Here is a 15570-nt window from a genome sequence, read left to right on the forward strand (position 1 = left end):
CGGCAATGGGCGAAGTGAATGATGACAACACCCCTACCCTCGACCTGGATGCGCTGCTTCCGCTGACCCCCGAGGGGGCGCAGCGGGACTCCGGCGGCGACGATCCCGCCGTGCCCGGGGCTGAGCCGGCCTCGGAGGCCGGCGAGCAGGAGGCCGGCGAGCAGGAGGCCGGCGAGCAGGAGGCCGGCCAGCAGGAGGCCGGCCAGCAGGAGGAGGACGGCGCCGAGGCCGTGAGAGACGAGCCCCTCGCGGCGGCCGCGGGCACGGACCGGTCCGCGGAGGCGCCGGTGGACGACGCGCCGGCCTCGACGGAGGACGCCGTCGAGACGACGCAGGCGGAGGCGGACACCTCCGTCGAAACCGAGGCGACGCCGGCCGAGGCGGACCCGTCCGCTGAGCCCGAGAGCCAGCCGGCCGAGGCGGACCCGTCCGCTGAGCCCGAGGCGCAGACGGGCGGTGCACTGACGGCCGAGGGCCAGAACGATCCGGCGGAGGCCACGGGCACGCCGCAGGACGCTGCGGGAGAGCAGCAGCCCGAGCCTGAGCCTGAGCCTGAGCCCGAGCGGCCGGTGACGGCCGTGAGCCTCGGTCTCCTTCCCGAGGTGTTCGTCTCCCGCGTGTCCACGCAGCTGCACTTCTACGCGCCCGAGATCGTGCCGCTCCCGGCGCGTCCCGGGCGTGAGCGCGACCGGGACGCCGACGAGGAGCAGGGCGGCGGGTCGTCGTCGCGTCGCGGGCGCCGCCGTCGTGGCGGGGGCTCCGACACCGACGAGCAGGGCGGCGACCAGCCGCGTCAGCGTCAGCGGGTCGTCGAGTACATCACCGAGCCACAGCGGATCAAGGGCTCGACGCGACTGGAGGCCAAGAAGCAGCGCCGCCGCGACGGTCGCGACGCAGGACGTCGTCGGCCGGTCGTCACCGAGGCCGAGTTCCTCGCGCGCCGCGAGGCCGTGGACCGCGAGATGGTGGTCCGTTCGAAGAACGGCCGCACGCAGATCGCCGTGCTCGAGGACAACGTCCTCGTCGAGCACTACGTGGCCCGCAACCAGGACGCGTCGCTCATCGGCAACGTGTACCTCGGTCGCGTCCAGAACGTGCTGCCGAGCATGGAGGCCGCGTTCGTCGACATCGGCCGCGGCCGCAACGCGGTGCTGTACTCCGGCGAGGTGGACTGGGACGGCGTCGAGACGGGCAACCAGCCCCGCCGCATCGAGCTGGCCCTCAAGCCTGGCGACAAGGTGCTCGTCCAGGTCACGAAGGACCCGGTCGGGCACAAGGGCGCGCGGCTGACCAGTCAGATCTCGCTGCCCGGCCGCTACCTCGTCTACGTGCCGAACGGCTCGATGAACGGGATCTCGCGCAAGCTGCCGGACACGGAGCGGGCGCGTCTGAAGCGCATCCTCAAGGAGGTCCTGCCGGAGTCCTCGGGCGTCATCGTGCGCACGGCCGCGGAGGGCGCGACCGAGGACCAGCTCACGCGCGACGTGCAGCGGCTCACCGCCCAGTGGGAGCACATCCGCGGCCAGGTGGAGACGCAGCAGGCCCCCGCGCTGCTGCACGCCGAGCCGGACCTGCTGGTCAAGATCGTGCGTGACGTCTTCAACGAGGACTTCACGAAGATGCTGATTCAGGGCGCCGACGCCGGGCGCACGATCCGTTCCTACCTGGAGAGCGTGGCGCCGGACCTGCTGGAGCGCGTCGAGACCTACGAGGACGAGGTCGACCCGTTCGACGCCTATCGGATCACGGAGCAGATCGAGAAGGCGCTGGACCGCAAGGTGTGGCTGCCGTCGGGCGGCTCGCTGGTGATCGACCGCACCGAGGCCATGACCGTCGTCGACGTCAACACCGGGAAGTTCGTCGGATCCGGCGGAAACCTCGAGGAGACCGTCACCAAGAACAACCTCGAGGCGGCCGAGGAGATCGTGCGACAGCTGCGTCTGCGCGACATCGGCGGCATCATCGTCGTCGACTTCATCGACATGGTGCTGGAGTCCAACCGCGACCTCGTCCTGCGCCGCCTGGTCGAGTGCCTGAGCCGGGATCGCACGAAGCACCAGGTCGCCGAGGTGACCTCGCTGGGCCTCGTCCAGATGACCCGCAAGAAGCTGGGGCTGGGCCTTCTCGAGACCTTCAGCGAGCCGTGCGAGGTGTGCGCCGGGCGCGGGATCATCGTCCACCACGACCCGGTGGTCAAGCACCGCGCGGCGTCGTCCAACGGCTCCGGCCGTCGCCAGCGGGGCGGCTCCGCCTCCGCGGCTCCGGCCGCCGCGCCGTCGCCGCAGGGCGGGACCCACGCGATCCCCGAGGGGGCGAAATCGGCGCTCGCGCAGATCGCCGCCTCGACGCGCGCAGGCGGGGCGGCGCCGGTCGTCGCCGACACGGCCCCGGTCGTGCCCGTCGAGGCGGAGCGCCCGAAGAAGGCGCGCAAGAAGCGCCCCGAGCGCAGCAAGGCGCCGCGCACCGAGACCGAGCAGCTGCTGGACTCCGTGCTCGATGCGCTCCCGGAGCCCAAGGCCCCGGGCCAGGGGCGTGCGCGTCGTCGCGTGACGACGGCGGCGCTGTCCGCCGGCACGGCCGTGGTGCACACCCCGGGCGCACCGACGGGGACGGACGAGGGCTCAGCCCCGTCGGTCCCGGGCGCGGACGCGGAGTCCTGAGGCGATCAGCGCCCGAACGAGCTGCTTGCCCGTGACGTGACGCGCTCCGCCGGCGATGAGCCGGGGGAGCGCGTCCTCCGGGACGTCGTAGTGGTCGAGGTCGAACGCACGCCGGGGCAGGTCGTGCGCCGATGCGAACGCGTGCAGCTCCTCGACGCTCTCGTCGCTCACGAGGTGAGCCCACAGTCGCCCGTGCGCGGGCCAGACCGGATCGTCGATGAGGATCGCCATGCGCCGATCCTAGGCGGATCGCGTGCGGGCGGACCCCGGGCGCGACGGCTCGCGACACGGGGCGCCTGCTTTGCGCGATGCCGCCCGGATCCGGTAAAGTAGCTCCTTGGTGCACCGCGCGTCTGTCCCACTCGGGCGTGCGGAGGTTGCCCATCGCGCCCGCCACTGCGGTCCCTCTGCTCGTGGCGCGAAGCACAGCACAGTCTTCCCGTGAGAGTAACGGAGCCCAGAGCTCCCCAATGAAAAACAGGTGTGAAGTGGTTTACGCAGTAGTGCGCGCCGGTGGTCGGCAGGAGAAGGTCGAGGTCGGCACGATCGTCCAGCTCGACCGCGTCCAGGCAGCCCAGGGCGACAAGATCGAGCTGCCGGCTGTTCTCTTCGTCGACGGCGACACGGTCACCACCGACGCCGACAAGCTCGCGAAGGTCAAGGTCACCGCCGAGGTCGTCAGCCACCTCCGCGGCCCGAAGATCGTCATCCAGAAGTTCAAGAACAAGACCGGCTACAAGAAGCGCCAGGGCCACCGTCAGGAGCTCACGCGCGTCAAGGTCACCGGCATCAAGTAAGCACCAAGAGGAGCTGAGAAATGGCACACAAGAAGGGTGCGAGCTCGACCCGCAACGGTCGTGACTCCAATGCACAGCGACTCGGCGTGAAGCGCTTCGGCGGCCAGGCCGTCAACGCCGGCGAGATCCTCGTCCGTCAGCGCGGCACGCACTTCCACCCCGGCGTGAACGTCGGCCGTGGTGGCGACGACACGCTGTTCGCCCTCGCCGCCGGCGCGGTCGAGTTCGGCACGAAGGGCGGCCGCAAGGTCGTCAACATCGTCGCCGGCGAGTAAGTCGCTCGCAGACAGCGAGAAACCGGACGGGGCGGGCTTCGGCTCGCCCCGTCCGCGTATCCGCCGGTGAGCCGACCGCCGTCCGGCCCGAGAAACGCGCCCGCTGAAGCGGCGCACAGCACGAGGAGAATCCCGCCATGGTCACGTTCGTCGACACCGTCACGCTGCATCTGCGTGCGGGCAAGGGCGGCAACGGCTGCGTCTCCGTGCACCGCGAGAAGTTCAAGCCGCTGGGCGGCCCGGACGGCGGCAACGGCGGGGACGGGGGCGACATCGTGCTCGTGGCCGACCCGCAGACCGGAACCCTGCTCTCCTACCACCACTCGCCCCACCGCTCCTCGGGCAACGGCGGCTTCGGGATGGGCGATCACCGTTCCGGCTACGCCGGCGAGACCCTCGAGCTCCCGGTTCCGGTGGGCACCGTCGTGAAGAGCCCGTCCGGCGAGGTGCTCGTCGACCTGGTCCAGCCGGGGCAGCGATATGTCGTGGCCCGGGGCGGGCAGGGCGGCCTGGGCAACGCCGCGCTCGCGACCCCGAAGCGCAAGGCGCCCGGATTCGCGCTGCTGGGCACCCCCGGGTTCGAGGGGGATGTGGTCCTCGAGCTCAAGACGGTCGCCGACGTGGCGCTGGTCGGGTATCCGTCGGCGGGCAAGTCCAGCCTGATCGCCGCGCTCTCCGCGGCACGGCCGAAGATCGCCGACTACCCGTTCACGACCCTGCACCCGAATCTCGGCGTCGTGCAGGCCGGCGACTCGCGCTACACGATCGCCGACGTGCCCGGGCTGATCGAAGGGGCCAGCGAGGGCCGCGGGCTCGGGCTGGAGTTCCTCCGCCACGTCGAGCGCTGCTCGGCGCTGCTGCACGTCATCGACTGCGCGACGCTGGAGCCGGGACGAGACCCGCTGTCGGACCTCGACGTGATCCTCGCCGAGCTGGCGGCGTACCAGGTCCCCGAAGGCCAGGTGCCGCTGCTGGAGCGTCCGCAGCTCGTCGCTCTGAACAAGATCGACGTCCCCGAGGCGCGTGAGCTCGCCGAGATGGTGCGTCCGGACATCGAGGCCCGCGGATTCCGCGTCTTCGACATCTCCACCGTGTCGCGCGAGGGACTGCGTCCTCTCTCCTTCGCTCTGGGGGAGATCGTGGACCGGCACCGGGCCGAGCAGGCCGTCGAGGTCGTTCCCGAGCGCGTCGTGATCCGTCCGCGCGGGGCGGAGCGGGACTTCGAGATCCGTGTCGAGGGCGGCAGCTACGGCAACGTCTACCGGATCCTGGGGGAGAAGCCTGTGCGCTGGGTCCAGCAGACGGACTTCCAGAACGAGGAGGCCGTCGGCTACCTCGCCGATCGCCTGGAGAAGCTGGGAGTGGAGGACGAGCTGTTCCGACTGGGAGCAACGGCGGGCTCGACCGTCGTCATCGGGCCGGGCGACAGCATCGTCTTCGATTGGGAGCCGTCCATCTCGTCGGCGGCCGAGCTGATCGGCACGCCGCGCGGCCTCGACCCGCGCTTCGATCCCAACACCCGGCGCACCACCAGCCAGCGTCGCGAGCAGTACCACGAGCGGATGGACGCCAAGGCCGCCGCGCGCGCGGAGCTGGAGGCCGAGCGCCGTGCGACCAAGGGGGTCCCGGCGGAGGACGAGGAATGACCGCTCGCTCCCGCGCCGAGCTGGCGACGGCCGAGCGGATCGTCGTGAAGGTCGGCTCCTCCTCGATCAGCGGCGAGTCGGCGTGGCGGATCCCGGTGATCGTCGAAGCCCTGGCGGCGGCCCACGCGCGCGGGACCGAGGTCGTGCTCGTCTCCTCCGGGGCGATCGCGAGCGGCATCCCGCTGCTGCGCCTGGACGCCCGTCCCACGGATCTGGCCACGCAGCAGGCCGCCGCCGCGGTGGGACAGAACGTCCTCGTCTATCGGTACCAGCAGGCGCTCCAGCCGCACGGGATCGTCGCGGGACAGGTGCTGCTGACCACCGGCGACCTGGAGAACCCGACGTCGCGCTCGAACGCGCGACGGGCCATGGAACGGCTCCTCGGGCTGCGCGTGCTGCCGATCGTCAACGAGAACGACACCGTCGCCACCCAGGAGATCCGCTTCGGCGACAATGACCGGCTGGGCGCGCTCGTGGCGCAGCTCGTCGGCGCCGACGCGCTCGTGCTTCTCAGCGACGTCGACTCGCTGTACACCAAGCCGCCGTCGGACCCCTCCGCGGAGCCGATCGCCTTCGTGCCCGCGGGCGCGGACCTGTCGGGGCTGGAGTTCGGCGCCAGCGTGGTCAACGGCGTGGGAACCGGAGGCGCCGCGACCAAGGCATCCGCTGCACGCCTGGCCGCGTCGTCCGGGATCGGCGTGCTCGTCACGAACGCGGACCTCGTGGGGCGGGCCTTGGACGGCGACGAGATCGGCACCTGGTTCGAGCCCGCGGCTCCGGCCTCCCGCTGAGCCGTCTCGCTCGTCTCGGCGGGCGTCACGCGCGGATCCGCATCGTTGCGGGGTCGATACACTGACCGCATGAGCGTGGAAGCCGTGATCGCCCCCGTCCCTGACGACGCCGTCTCGGCGGCCGACGGCCCGCAGGAGCGGATGCGGCGGGCCAAGGACGCCTCGCGCGCGACCGCGCGGCTGACGAGTGACGAGAAGGCACGGCTCCTGCACGCCGTGGCCGATGGGATCGAGGGCGCCTCGGCGCGCATCATCGCCGCCAACGACCGGGATCTGGAGCGCGGCAGGGACGAGGGGCTGAGCGACGCGCTGCGTGATCGCCTGCGCCTCGACGAGACGCGCATCGCCGCCCTGGCGTCGGCCGTGCGGGAGGTGGCGGCGCTGCCGGACCCGATCGGTCAGGTCGTCGGAGGCCACCGGATGCCGAACGGCGTCGCCCTGGAGCAGGTCCGCGTGCCGTTCGGCGTCGTCGGGGTTATCTATGAAGCTCGCCCCAACGTGACCGTCGATATCGCGGCCCTGGCCCTCCGCTCCGGCAACGCCGTGGTGCTGCGCGGAGGCAGTGCGGCGCGGGAGTCGAACACCGCGCTGGTGTCGATCATGCGCGAGGCCGTCTCCCGGAACGGCCTCACGCCCGAGGCGATCCAGACCGTCGACGACTTCGGGCGGGACGGGGCGCGGGCGCTCATGCACGGCCGAGGGCTCATCGACGTGCTCGTCCCGCGGGGGAGCGCGTCGCTGATCGAGACGGTCGTGACGGAGTCGACGGTGCCGGTGATCGAGACGGGGGCGGGCAACGTGCACATCGTCCTCGACGAGACCGCCCCGGAGGACTGGGCACGGGACATCGTGGTCAACGCCAAGGTGCAGCGCCCCAGCGTGTGCAACGCCGTAGAGACGGTGCTGGTCCTGCGGCCGGCCGCGGAACGCCTGGTCCCGCTCGTGACCGGCGCCCTGGCCGAGCACGGAGTGACGGTGCACGGCGACGACGACGTCGTCCGGTTGGGCGCGGACATCGTGCCGGCGACGGAGGAGGACTGGGCCACGGAGTACCTGAGCCTGGACCTGGCGATGCGCGTCGTGGACTCCCTGGACGAGGCGCTCGCCCACATCCGCACCTACAGCACCGGTCACACGGAGTCCATCATCACGACGGACGCCCGAAACGCCGAGCGCTTCCTGGCCGAGGTCGACTCGGCGGTGGTCATGGCCAACGCGTCCACCCGCTTCACGGACGGGGGCGAGTTCGGCTTCGGTGCGGAGGTGGGGATCTCGACCCAGAAACTGCACACCCGCGGCCCGATGGGGCTCTCCGAGCTGACCAGCACGAAGTGGTTGGCGCGTGGAGCCGGTCAGACGCGCGGCTGAGGGCTAGACTGAGGGGCGGAATCCGCCCGGTCACCCCTTGGAGTATCGATGAACCTCGTCGCACAGATCGCGATGGCCACCGCTGAAGCGGAGCACCACGGCAACGTGGCGCTGGACACTGTCATCTTCGGGATCATCGCGGCGGTCACGTTCACCGCGCTGGGTCTGGTCACGCTGTCCTACCGCAACGTCGCCAACCGGCACTCCGCCAAGGCCGAGGCATGGGCCGCGGCGCACGGCAAGGACGGGCACGGAACGGGGCACGGCCACTAGGCCTCGGGGATGACGACGACCTCGCGAGCGCCGCGCATCGGCGTGATGGGCGGGACCTTCGACCCGATCCATCACGGGCACCTGGTCGCAGCCAGCGAGGTCGCGCACTCGTTCGGCCTGGACGAGGTGGTCTTCGTGCCCACCGGTCAGCCCTGGCAGAAGAGCAACGTCACCGCCAGCGAGCACCGGTATCTGATGACGGTCATCGCGACCGCATCGAACCCGAGCTTCACCGTGAGCCGCGTCGACATCGACCGCGAGGGGCCCACGTACACGATCGACACCCTCCGGGACCTGAAACGCGAGCGGCCGGATGCGGAGTTCTTCTTCATCTCGGGTGCAGACGCCGTGGCGCAGATTCTCAGCTGGAGGGACCATGATGAGTTGTGGGATCTGGCCCACTTCGTCGCCGTCTCCCGACCAGGGCACGTCCTGAGCACCGACGGACTTCCCACCGAGGACATCAGTCAGCTCGAGGTCCCCGCCCTGGCCATCTCGTCCACGGACTGCCGGGCGCGGGTGCGCGATGGCGATCCGGTCTGGTATCTCGTTCCCGACGGAGTCGTCCAGTACATCGCGAAGCATCATCTGTATCGGAGCAAGGCATGAGCACATCGGATCAGCGCGGGGGTGCCCCCCTCACCCGCAAGCAGATGCGGGAAGCACGGCTCACCGGCGCGACGACGGTCATCACCCCGGAGGAAGCGGACGCCGCGAAGAACGCACAGGCGGCCACGTCGGCCCCGGCGACGCCGCAGCCGGACGCGACGGACGCCGCCGGCGTCGAAGAGGCCGCTCCCGTCCAGGAGGAGCCGAAGCCGGAGCCCGCGGTGGAGCACGACCAGGCCGAGGGCTCGGGCGCGGCGCCGTTGACGCGGCGTCAGATCCGGGAGCAGGAGCGCGTCCGCACCGCCTCGGTCCCCCTGGTCGAGGAGGAGCCGGCTCCGCCCGCGCCGGAGCAGAAGAGCGACCAGAAGCCCGAGCCGACCGCACCGGAGCCGCACCGCAGCACTCGGGCGGAGGCGCGCGGCGGGGCGGAGAAGGCGCGCGCGACGGACGAGCCGATCGTGTCGGAGGTTCCCCGAGCGACCCCGACGCCGCCTGCCCCGATCGAGAACCCGACTTCCGAGCGTGACTCCGCCCCTGCCGGGTCGAAGGAGTCCGCACCCGCCTCGGATGCGCCGCAGACGGGCGCCGACACCGACGAGGGCCCGCACCGTCCGATCGTCCGACGGGGGTTCGGCGAGGCCGTGCTGTCCACCGACGATGCCGGGTCCGGTCCCCAGCGCTCCTTCGACGAGCTCCTCTCCTCGGACGGCGGCTCCCAGCACTCGGCGCCGAACGCGCTGATCTTCCAGCAGGCGCCCGGCGTCGGCTCCCTCTCCGGTCCCGTCGCGGCGACGGGGGAGATCCTCGTCACGGGCAGCTATGAGCTGCCCGAGGGCCTGGGCTCGCAGGGGCACGCGCGCGGCACCGCCGACGGGAAGGAGGTGGACGCCGTCCTCGTGGACGGGGAGCTGCCGCCCGCGTCGTCGCCGACGCCCATCGCGGCGAGCTCCGCGATCAGCACGATCAAGCCCGCCGGCGAGGTGATCCGCCCGCCGGAGCCGGAGAAGAGCAACAAGCTGATGATCGCGTTGACCATCACCGCGGGCGCTCTCGCCGTGGCGCTCGTGGGAGCGCTCATCGTCGCGATCACCACGGGGGTCTTCTCGTGATGCAGTCGGCGGCGTCCGCGACCGAGATGCTGCAGATCGCCGCCGAGGCCGCGCTCTCCAAGGGCGGGGAGGACCTGCTCGCCCTCAACGTGTCGGAGCCGCTGCCGCTCGTCGACATCTTCCTGCTCGTGACCGGGAACAGCGAGCGCAACGTCGCCGCGATCGCGGACGAGGTCGAGGACCGGCTCATCGAGGCGGGACACAAGCGTGTGCGGCGCGAGGGTCGCGACGAAGCGCGGTGGGTCCTGCTGGACTTCGGTGACCTCATCGTGCACGTGTTCCACGAGCAGGAGCGCACCTACTACGGTCTGGAGCGGCTGTGGAAGGACTGCCCGGTCGTCCCGATCGAAGCCGCCCAGCCCGGCCGGGCCGTCGGGGAGTAGTCGGTCGATCTGACGCGGCGTGCGACGATGGACGTATGCCGTTGACCCTCCTCACCGGTGCCGGTTCCGGCATCGGCGAAGCCCTCACCCGACGACTCCATGAGCGCGGCGACGACCTCGTCCTCCTGGCGCGGGACGCCGGCCGTTCGCGCACCCTGACGGAGCGCTTCCCCGGGGTGCGCACGCTGGTGGCGGACCTGGCGAACCCGGGGCGGATCTCCTGGGCGCTGTCCCAGCAGAGCCTGCCCGAGCGGATCGATGCGCTCGTTCACGTCGCGGGCGTCGTCGATCTCGGGCCCGTGGGGGAGACGCCCGCGTCGTCCTGGGAGCAGCAGCTCGCTGTGAACCTGGTCGGACCGGCCGAGCTGACCCGTCTGCTGCTTCCGCTCATCCGCGTGGCGAAGGGTCAGGTGCTCTTCGTGAACTCGGGCGCGGGCCTGCGCGCACACGCGGGATGGGGTGCGTACGCGGCGTCCAAGCACGGCCTGCGTGCCCTCGCCGATGCGCTCCGCTCGGAAGAGGAGGCGCACGGCGTGCGCGTGACCTCGGTGTATCCCGGTCGGACGGCGACCCCGATGCAGGAACGGGTGCATCAGCAGGAGGGGCAGCCGTACGACCCGACGCGGTTCATCGACCCGGAGTCCGTCGCGACGAGCATCCTCACGGCTCTCGATCTTCCCCGGGACGCACAGCTGACCGACCTGACGATCCGGCCCGGTGCGTAAGAGGCGACACTCCCGGAGGAGCGGAACGGCTTCCGGATTCGCGCGAGGTCCGGCGCGTGTAGTAAGCTCAAGGAGTTGTCGCGGGAGGCCGCGAACAGCATCTGGGCCTGTGGCGCAGCTGGTAGCGCACCTGCATGGCATGCAGGGGGTCAGGGGTTCGAGTCCCCTCAGGTCCACCAAATCAGAACGTTCGAACCTCGCCCTGTGTGACTCAGGGCGAGGTTTTTTCGTGGTGTGGGCTGAGATCGGCTGACGGGATGGTTTGGATGGCCTGGGGTGAGGCAGTCGCCCGCCGGCCCGGGCCGGGCCCCCAACGGTGAGCACGACCGTCTCGCCGACAACTGACGAGAGCCTGATGCTGGTGGCAGAGAGAGCGCTCGCTCGAACACTGCGCCCAGGTCGCCCGCATTGTCGAGCCCCCAGCCATCGACGTCGTCGTCCTCGAATCTCTGGAGCCTCGCCTGAGGAACTGGCCGCGCAGGCACACCAGATGGCGGACGCGATCTGCCCCGCGTATCCAGCTCGGCACAATCCGTTCAACGATGGAATTGTCGCTGTCGGCGTTCCGTCGCACGATCGGGGCGTGGAGAAGAGGCACGGGACACTCAGTCGGCGCGGATTCCTCACCGGCGGTGTGCTCACCGCCGGCATCCTGGTCCTGGGGGGTTGCGAGGCGAGGAAGGCGGACGACGGACCGGGCGCGAACGCCACGCGTTCGGCCACTGCGGCGCTGAGCCGATTGGAGCGGGCGACGGGGCGTCGTATCGGAGTCGCCGCCGGCGCCGGTGGGGCGCCGCGGATCGTCCATCGCGGCGAGGATCTGTTTCCCTTGTGTTCGCTGTTCAAGACTCTCGTGGTGACCGAGCTCCTCAGTGCGCACTCGTACGACGAGACGTTCTGGGCGCAGCAGATCCCCGTCGGCGCCGCGGATCTGGTGGAGAACTCGCCCATCACGCGGGAGCATGTGTCGATGGCGTTGTCGGTGACAGATCTCGCGGACGCGGCGCTTCGGTACAGCGACAACACGGCCGGGAATCTGCTCCTGAGGCTCATCGGGGGGCCTGCGGGTCTGACCACAGCGATGAAGCGCCGCGGGGCCGAGCAGACCCGTCTGGATCGCTGGGAGCCTGAGCTCAACGAGGCGATCCCCGGAGATCATCGCGATTCTTCGACGCCCTTGGATCTGTTCAAGCTCTTCGGCGACGCGCTGGAGGGGCGGAGCCTCAACCAATGGGCGACGGCGCGTCTTCGCGAATGGATGTTGCGGAACACCACGTCGGGCGCGCGCCTCCGACGCGGCGTCCCGTCGTCGGCGGAAGTGGCGGACAAGACCGGTGCGGGAGCGTACGGCGTGGTGAACGACGCGGGGACGGTGTGGGAAGGCGAGGATGTCCTGACTATGGTGATCATGACGCGCTCCGAGGATCCTGAGGCTGCCAACGACGACGGGATCGTCCGGCGAGCCGCAGAGATCGTGTGGCGTGCACGGTCATGACACACCCGGATCGATCGGCTCGCGGCGCGGCGCTCGCCGCCACCGCGGCAGGGCTCGTCCTCGGCGGCCCGTTCGTGTTGCTGATCTACCTGGCCGCGATGGCGTTGGCCGGCTGCGTCATAGGACCGTGCCAGAACCCTCAGTCCGACGTGCTGTTCGCGGGCGTGTGCGCGGGGCTGGCGGTGATCCTGCTGGCCGACACGGTGTTGTGGGGGGTCGCGGGTCATCGCCGGATGACTTGGCCGTGGGTATGTGCCGCCACCGGCCTTCTCCTTGTGCCGTTCGTTCTCCTGGTCATCGGCCGGGGACTCGGCGCGTTCTGATGAGGCGTCCGGCGAAGGCGCGCGTCAGTCGTCGATGCCTTCGGCCCCGCGGATGTCGTGTCCAGCTGTACGAGGCCATGACGAGCGGCGGCTGATCGTTACGCGGTCGACCTGCAGTTCGAAGGCGACGTGAGCCGACGACCTTTGTGGGCGCGGCGGAGACTCTCAAGCTTGGCCACGATCTCCGGGGAGGTTGCGGCTGGCTGTCAGCGTGGTGCGGAGGATCAATCGGCGAGGGCAACCGAGCGGAGCTGGCGGTCGCGATTGCCCCATCTCGACGCACAAGCGCGTGAGATCCCATCTCTGCCGCGACGTGGGCGATGGGTCTGGTCTTGCAGCGATCAACCGCCGGCGGCCGTCGGTCGACAGCGGCGCGTTCGGATGATTCATCCTCAGCCTGCCTTCGGCGTCGTGTCCGTACGCCCTGCCTTACGGTCAGCGGCGTCAGGTCCTGTCCTCGTGACGCTGCGCCGGCTGAGCGCCCAGGTGAGTAGTCCGCAGAGGGCAAAGCTTGCGCCGAGAGTGGCACATCCTGTCCACCCTGAGGCGGAGTAGATCGTGGTGGTGGCGGCCGCGCCGAGGGCGGAGCCGAGCGAGTAGAAGATCATGTAGCCGCCGATGGCGCTGCTGGTGTGTCCCGGGTACGCGGCGGTGAGAAGAGTCTGGTTGCTGACGTGTGCGGCCTGGACCGCCAAGTCCAGGACGACGACACCGACGATCACCAGTAAGAGCGACCACGTCGCCTGCCCGGCTGCGATCCAGGACAGGGCCAACAGAGCGAGCGCAGTGCCGGTCACGGAGTAGGCCCGGCCAGCGTCGGCCCATCGGCCTGCCTGTGCAGCTCCCAGTGCGCCAGCGAGCCCGGCGATTCCGAACAAGCCGATCTGGGCCGTGCTCAGCTGCCACGGTTGGGCAGCCAGTGGTAGCGCGAGTCCGCTCCAAAGCGTGCCGAAGGACGCGAAGAGGAAGAACGCGATCAGACCGCGGGAGATGAACAGCGGCTCGCGGAAGAGATGCCCGAGCGAGGTCAGCACGTCGCCGTAGGTCCGACGACTCGACCGGGGGTCTGCTGGCAACTGCTTCATCACCCCGATCGAGAGGGCAACGAGGAGCAGCATGAGCGTGACGTAGATGCTTCGCCACCCCCACAGGTCAGCGAGAACCCCTGCCAGGACACGCGCCCCGAGCATCCCGATGATGACGCCGGAAGTCACGATTCCGAGCGTGCGACCCCGCTCCGTAGGCGTCGACAGGTCAGCACCAAGTGCGACGGTGGTCTGCACGACGACGGCGAACAGACCCGTCGCGGCGAGACCGACGAGGAGCAGCCACAGACCAGGCGCGACCGCGGCCACCAGCATGCCGACTGCAGCAAGGAGGAGTTGGTCCCCGATGAGCTTGCGCCGGTCCAGCATGTCTCCCAACGGGACCAGGACAGCCAAGCCGACCATGTAGCCGATCTGTCCAGCCGCCACGATCCACCCGAGGTCAGACTCGGGCACTCCTAGTTCTCGCCCAATCTGCGCGAGTGTGGGCTGGGCGACGTAGATCGTCGCGACCGCGACCGAGCAGACCGTCGCGAGCAGCGCCCTTCGACCATGTGTAAGTCCCACACCATCCCCAATCAGTAGCAATTTGCAACTGATCCGAATATGCCAGAATGGTTGCAATCTGCAACTTATTGGGAGGCGTGATGAACTCAGTCGTGCACATTGATGACGTGACCTGGACCGACCCGACGTGCCCCGTCGCGCGGACGCTCGACCTCGTCGGAGACCGGTGGAGCCTGCTGATCATTCGCGACGCGATGGACAACGCGCGGTCGTTCACCGACTTCCAGCAACGCACCGGCGTCGCACGCAACATCCTCACTGACCGGCTTCACCGCCTCGTCGATCATGGCATCCTCAAACGGGAGACAGCCATCTCCGGACGACGCCAGGTTTACGTCCTTACTGACGCAGGCTGTGACCTCTTCACGGTCATCGTGGCCATGCGTCAGTGGGGTGAGCGCCACGCGTTCGCCGATGACGAAGCGCGCTCCGCCCTCGTGGACGAGGGCGGCAACCCGCTCGCCCGCCTGCGCCCGACCGACGCTCACGGTAACCCGGTCGACGTCGATTCGACCGTAGTCATACGAAACAGTTAAGTGGGAGACCCTTGTGGCAACCATGCAGGCTGGATGTCAGCAACCCGCCGTCCCGCAACATCTAGCCTGCGTCAGGTCACGGGGTGCTGTCCAGGACGTGATCGTGGAGGATCCGGGCGGCGCGGCCGATTGCGGCCTCGGCTGCGGGCTGATCGGACGCCGCGACGGCCGACCGCGTGAGCGCACAGACCGCGATCCGGCGCCCGCTCGTGTGTTCGACGACGCCGACCTCGTGGCGGAGGTTGAGGAACGAGCCGGTTCGGGAGAACCATCGCGTGCGGTCCGAGGAGAAGTCGGGCGCGAGGCGGTGTCGGACCATGTTCGCTCCCATGAGGTCCCGCAGCGCGCCGACTCGATCAAACTCACCAGAGTCCCAGATACGAGTGAGGAGATCCGCGAAGGCCCGAGCGGTTCCGGCGTTGGCGGCGTCCGGGTCCAGCTGGGGAATCGGGGAGGGGAGGCCCGTGCTGTCGGCGGCGACGACGAGACGGTGCAGCACGGCGAGGTCTGCGCCCTCCACCCTTTCCGCGATGCTCTGATACAGCGATCTGATCGAGTGGCGCACGCGAATGCCCCTCACGCCCAGCGAAGCCACCCATCGGTCGACCGCGGACGGGGCGACGAGCGCGAACAACGCGTCCGCGGCTGTGTTGTCGCTGACCGCCATAGTGAGGTATGGCAGATCACCGAGCGCGACTGTGGCGGGGTAGCGGAACAGGGACAGCCCCGAGGGGCCGGGCGTGCGGTCCGCGGGGTCGAGGAACAGCGGCTGCGCAGGGTCGAGGTCGCGGTTCTGAAAACGGTCGAGTACCGCTCCGACAAGGGGAAGCTTGACGAGGGACGCGAGAGGGTATGGCGTGTCCTCGTTGATACCGATCTCGTATCCGGTGTCGAGGTCTCTCGCGATGAGAGAACCGCTCAGCCCGCCTTCGGTGAGCACCTGCGTCGCGCGCGTGCGTGCTCTTGT

Annotated in this window: 17 protein-coding genes and 1 tRNA gene; 15 read left to right on the top strand and 3 right to left on the bottom strand. The window is 69.9% G+C overall.

What is annotated here, in order from left to right; genetic code table 11:
• Window positions 1–287 precede the first annotated feature (287 nt).
• Window positions 288–2660, top strand: coding sequence for an Rne/Rng family ribonuclease (locus tag K8F61_RS02950; RefSeq protein ID WP_418888084.1), 2373 nt, complete (start codon window positions 288–290; stop codon window positions 2658–2660).
• Here the strand turns inward: K8F61_RS02950 and K8F61_RS02955 are convergent.
• The gene (locus K8F61_RS02955; RefSeq protein WP_067242816.1) at window positions 2622–2891 is read right to left on the bottom strand and encodes a DUF4031 domain-containing protein; all 270 of its coding nucleotides are present in this window, start codon (window positions 2889–2891) and stop codon (window positions 2622–2624) included. The two genes, K8F61_RS02950 and K8F61_RS02955, sit on opposite strands and share 39 nt — an antisense overlap.
• A 257-nt stretch (window positions 2892–3148) precedes the next feature.
• On the opposite strand from K8F61_RS02955, the gene rplU reads away from it, so the two are divergent.
• From rplU to K8F61_RS03020, 13 genes are all read left to right on the top strand, one after another.
• Window positions 3149–3457, top strand: a complete 309-nt coding sequence (gene rplU / locus K8F61_RS02960; protein ID WP_169797632.1) for a 50S ribosomal protein L21 — start codon at window positions 3149–3151, stop codon at window positions 3455–3457.
• 20 nt (window positions 3458–3477) lie between these two features.
• On the top strand, window positions 3478–3732 hold the full coding sequence (gene rpmA, locus K8F61_RS02965) for a 50S ribosomal protein L27 (protein WP_067242812.1): 255 nt from the start codon (window positions 3478–3480) through the stop codon (window positions 3730–3732).
• Between the two features lie 137 nt (window positions 3733–3869).
• Window positions 3870–5378, top strand: a complete 1509-nt coding sequence (gene obgE, locus K8F61_RS02970; RefSeq protein ID WP_067242810.1) for a GTPase ObgE — start codon at window positions 3870–3872, stop codon at window positions 5376–5378.
• Complete coding sequence (gene proB / locus K8F61_RS02975; protein WP_231820626.1) at window positions 5375–6169, top strand: glutamate 5-kinase; 795 nt, start codon at window positions 5375–5377, stop codon at window positions 6167–6169. Before obgE ends, proB begins: the two co-directional genes overlap by 4 nt.
• Before the next feature lie 69 nt (window positions 6170–6238).
• Complete coding sequence (locus K8F61_RS02980) at window positions 6239–7537, top strand: glutamate-5-semialdehyde dehydrogenase (protein ID WP_418888069.1); 1299 nt, start codon at window positions 6239–6241, stop codon at window positions 7535–7537.
• Window positions 7538–7585: 48 nt separating this feature from the next.
• A complete protein-coding gene (locus tag K8F61_RS02985; RefSeq protein ID WP_067242806.1) occupies window positions 7586–7810 on the top strand; it encodes a hypothetical protein in 225 nt (74 codons plus the stop codon).
• A gap of 9 nt (window positions 7811–7819) precedes the next feature.
• Window positions 7820–8419 carry a nicotinate-nucleotide adenylyltransferase gene (nadD, locus tag K8F61_RS02990; RefSeq protein WP_067242805.1) on the top strand — a complete coding sequence of 200 codons (600 nt, stop codon included), beginning with the start codon at window positions 7820–7822 and terminating at the stop codon, window positions 8417–8419.
• Complete coding sequence (locus K8F61_RS02995) at window positions 8416–9528, top strand: hypothetical protein (protein WP_231820627.1); 1113 nt, start codon at window positions 8416–8418, stop codon at window positions 9526–9528. The genes nadD and K8F61_RS02995 overlap by 4 nt, the downstream gene beginning before the upstream one ends.
• Window positions 9528–9911, top strand: a complete 384-nt coding sequence (rsfS, locus tag K8F61_RS03000; protein ID WP_067242829.1) for a ribosome silencing factor — start codon at window positions 9528–9530, stop codon at window positions 9909–9911. The genes K8F61_RS02995 and rsfS overlap by 1 nt, the downstream gene beginning before the upstream one ends.
• A gap of 35 nt (window positions 9912–9946) precedes the next feature.
• On the top strand, window positions 9947–10636 hold the full coding sequence (locus K8F61_RS03005; protein WP_231820628.1) for an SDR family oxidoreductase: 690 nt from the start codon (window positions 9947–9949) through the stop codon (window positions 10634–10636).
• Between the two features lie 103 nt (window positions 10637–10739).
• Window positions 10740–10815, top strand: a tRNA-Ala gene (locus tag K8F61_RS03010).
• A gap of 176 nt (window positions 10816–10991) precedes the next feature.
• The gene (gene bla, locus K8F61_RS03015; RefSeq protein WP_231820629.1) at window positions 10992–12131 is read left to right on the top strand and encodes a class A beta-lactamase; all 1140 of its coding nucleotides are present in this window, start codon (window positions 10992–10994) and stop codon (window positions 12129–12131) included.
• Window positions 12128–12454: a hypothetical protein gene (locus K8F61_RS03020; protein WP_231820630.1), complete on the top strand. Its 327-nt coding sequence runs from the start codon at window positions 12128–12130 to the stop codon at window positions 12452–12454. The genes bla and K8F61_RS03020 overlap by 4 nt, the downstream gene beginning before the upstream one ends.
• A gap of 392 nt (window positions 12455–12846) precedes the next feature.
• Here the strand turns inward: K8F61_RS03020 and K8F61_RS03025 are convergent, their stop codons facing one another.
• On the bottom strand, window positions 12847–14067 hold the full coding sequence (locus tag K8F61_RS03025) for an MFS transporter (protein ID WP_231820631.1): 1221 nt from the start codon (window positions 14065–14067) through the stop codon (window positions 12847–12849).
• A gap of 107 nt (window positions 14068–14174) precedes the next feature.
• On the opposite strand from K8F61_RS03025, the gene K8F61_RS03030 reads away from it, so the two are divergent.
• Window positions 14175–14603, top strand: coding sequence for a winged helix-turn-helix transcriptional regulator (locus tag K8F61_RS03030; protein ID WP_231820632.1), 429 nt, complete (start codon window positions 14175–14177; stop codon window positions 14601–14603).
• A gap of 76 nt (window positions 14604–14679) precedes the next feature.
• Here K8F61_RS03030 and K8F61_RS03035 read toward each other — a convergent pair whose 3' ends face one another.
• On the bottom strand, window positions 14680–15543 hold the full coding sequence (locus tag K8F61_RS03035) for a serine hydrolase (protein WP_231820633.1): 864 nt from the start codon (window positions 15541–15543) through the stop codon (window positions 14680–14682).
• Window positions 15544–15570 lie beyond the last annotated feature (27 nt).

It is taken from the genome of Microbacterium resistens (assembly GCF_021172025.1).
GTDB lineage: Bacteria > Actinomycetota > Actinomycetes > Actinomycetales > Microbacteriaceae > Microbacterium > Microbacterium resistens.

Coding starts and splice junctions, on each gene's coding strand:
- K8F61_RS02980 (WP_418888069.1), top strand. CDS start 6,239: ATGAGCGTGGAAGCCGTGATCGCCCCCGTCCCTGACGACGCCGTCTCG.
- obgE (WP_067242810.1), top strand. CDS start 3,870: ATGGTCACGTTCGTCGACACCGTCACGCTGCATCTGCGTGCGGGCAAG.
- K8F61_RS03005 (WP_231820628.1), top strand. CDS start 9,947: ATGCCGTTGACCCTCCTCACCGGTGCCGGTTCCGGCATCGGCGAAGCC.
- nadD (WP_067242805.1), top strand. CDS start 7,820: ATGACGACGACCTCGCGAGCGCCGCGCATCGGCGTGATGGGCGGGACC.
- proB (WP_231820626.1), top strand. CDS start 5,375: ATGACCGCTCGCTCCCGCGCCGAGCTGGCGACGGCCGAGCGGATCGTC.
- K8F61_RS02985 (WP_067242806.1), top strand. CDS start 7,586: ATGAACCTCGTCGCACAGATCGCGATGGCCACCGCTGAAGCGGAGCAC.
- K8F61_RS03020 (WP_231820630.1), top strand. CDS start 12,128: ATGACACACCCGGATCGATCGGCTCGCGGCGCGGCGCTCGCCGCCACC.
- K8F61_RS02955 (WP_067242816.1), bottom strand. CDS start 2,891: ATGGCGATCCTCATCGACGATCCGGTCTGGCCCGCGCACGGGCGACTG.
- bla (WP_231820629.1), top strand. CDS start 10,992: ATGCTGGTGGCAGAGAGAGCGCTCGCTCGAACACTGCGCCCAGGTCGC.
- K8F61_RS02995 (WP_231820627.1), top strand. CDS start 8,416: ATGAGCACATCGGATCAGCGCGGGGGTGCCCCCCTCACCCGCAAGCAG.
- rsfS (WP_067242829.1), top strand. CDS start 9,528: ATGCAGTCGGCGGCGTCCGCGACCGAGATGCTGCAGATCGCCGCCGAG.
- rpmA (WP_067242812.1), top strand. CDS start 3,478: ATGGCACACAAGAAGGGTGCGAGCTCGACCCGCAACGGTCGTGACTCC.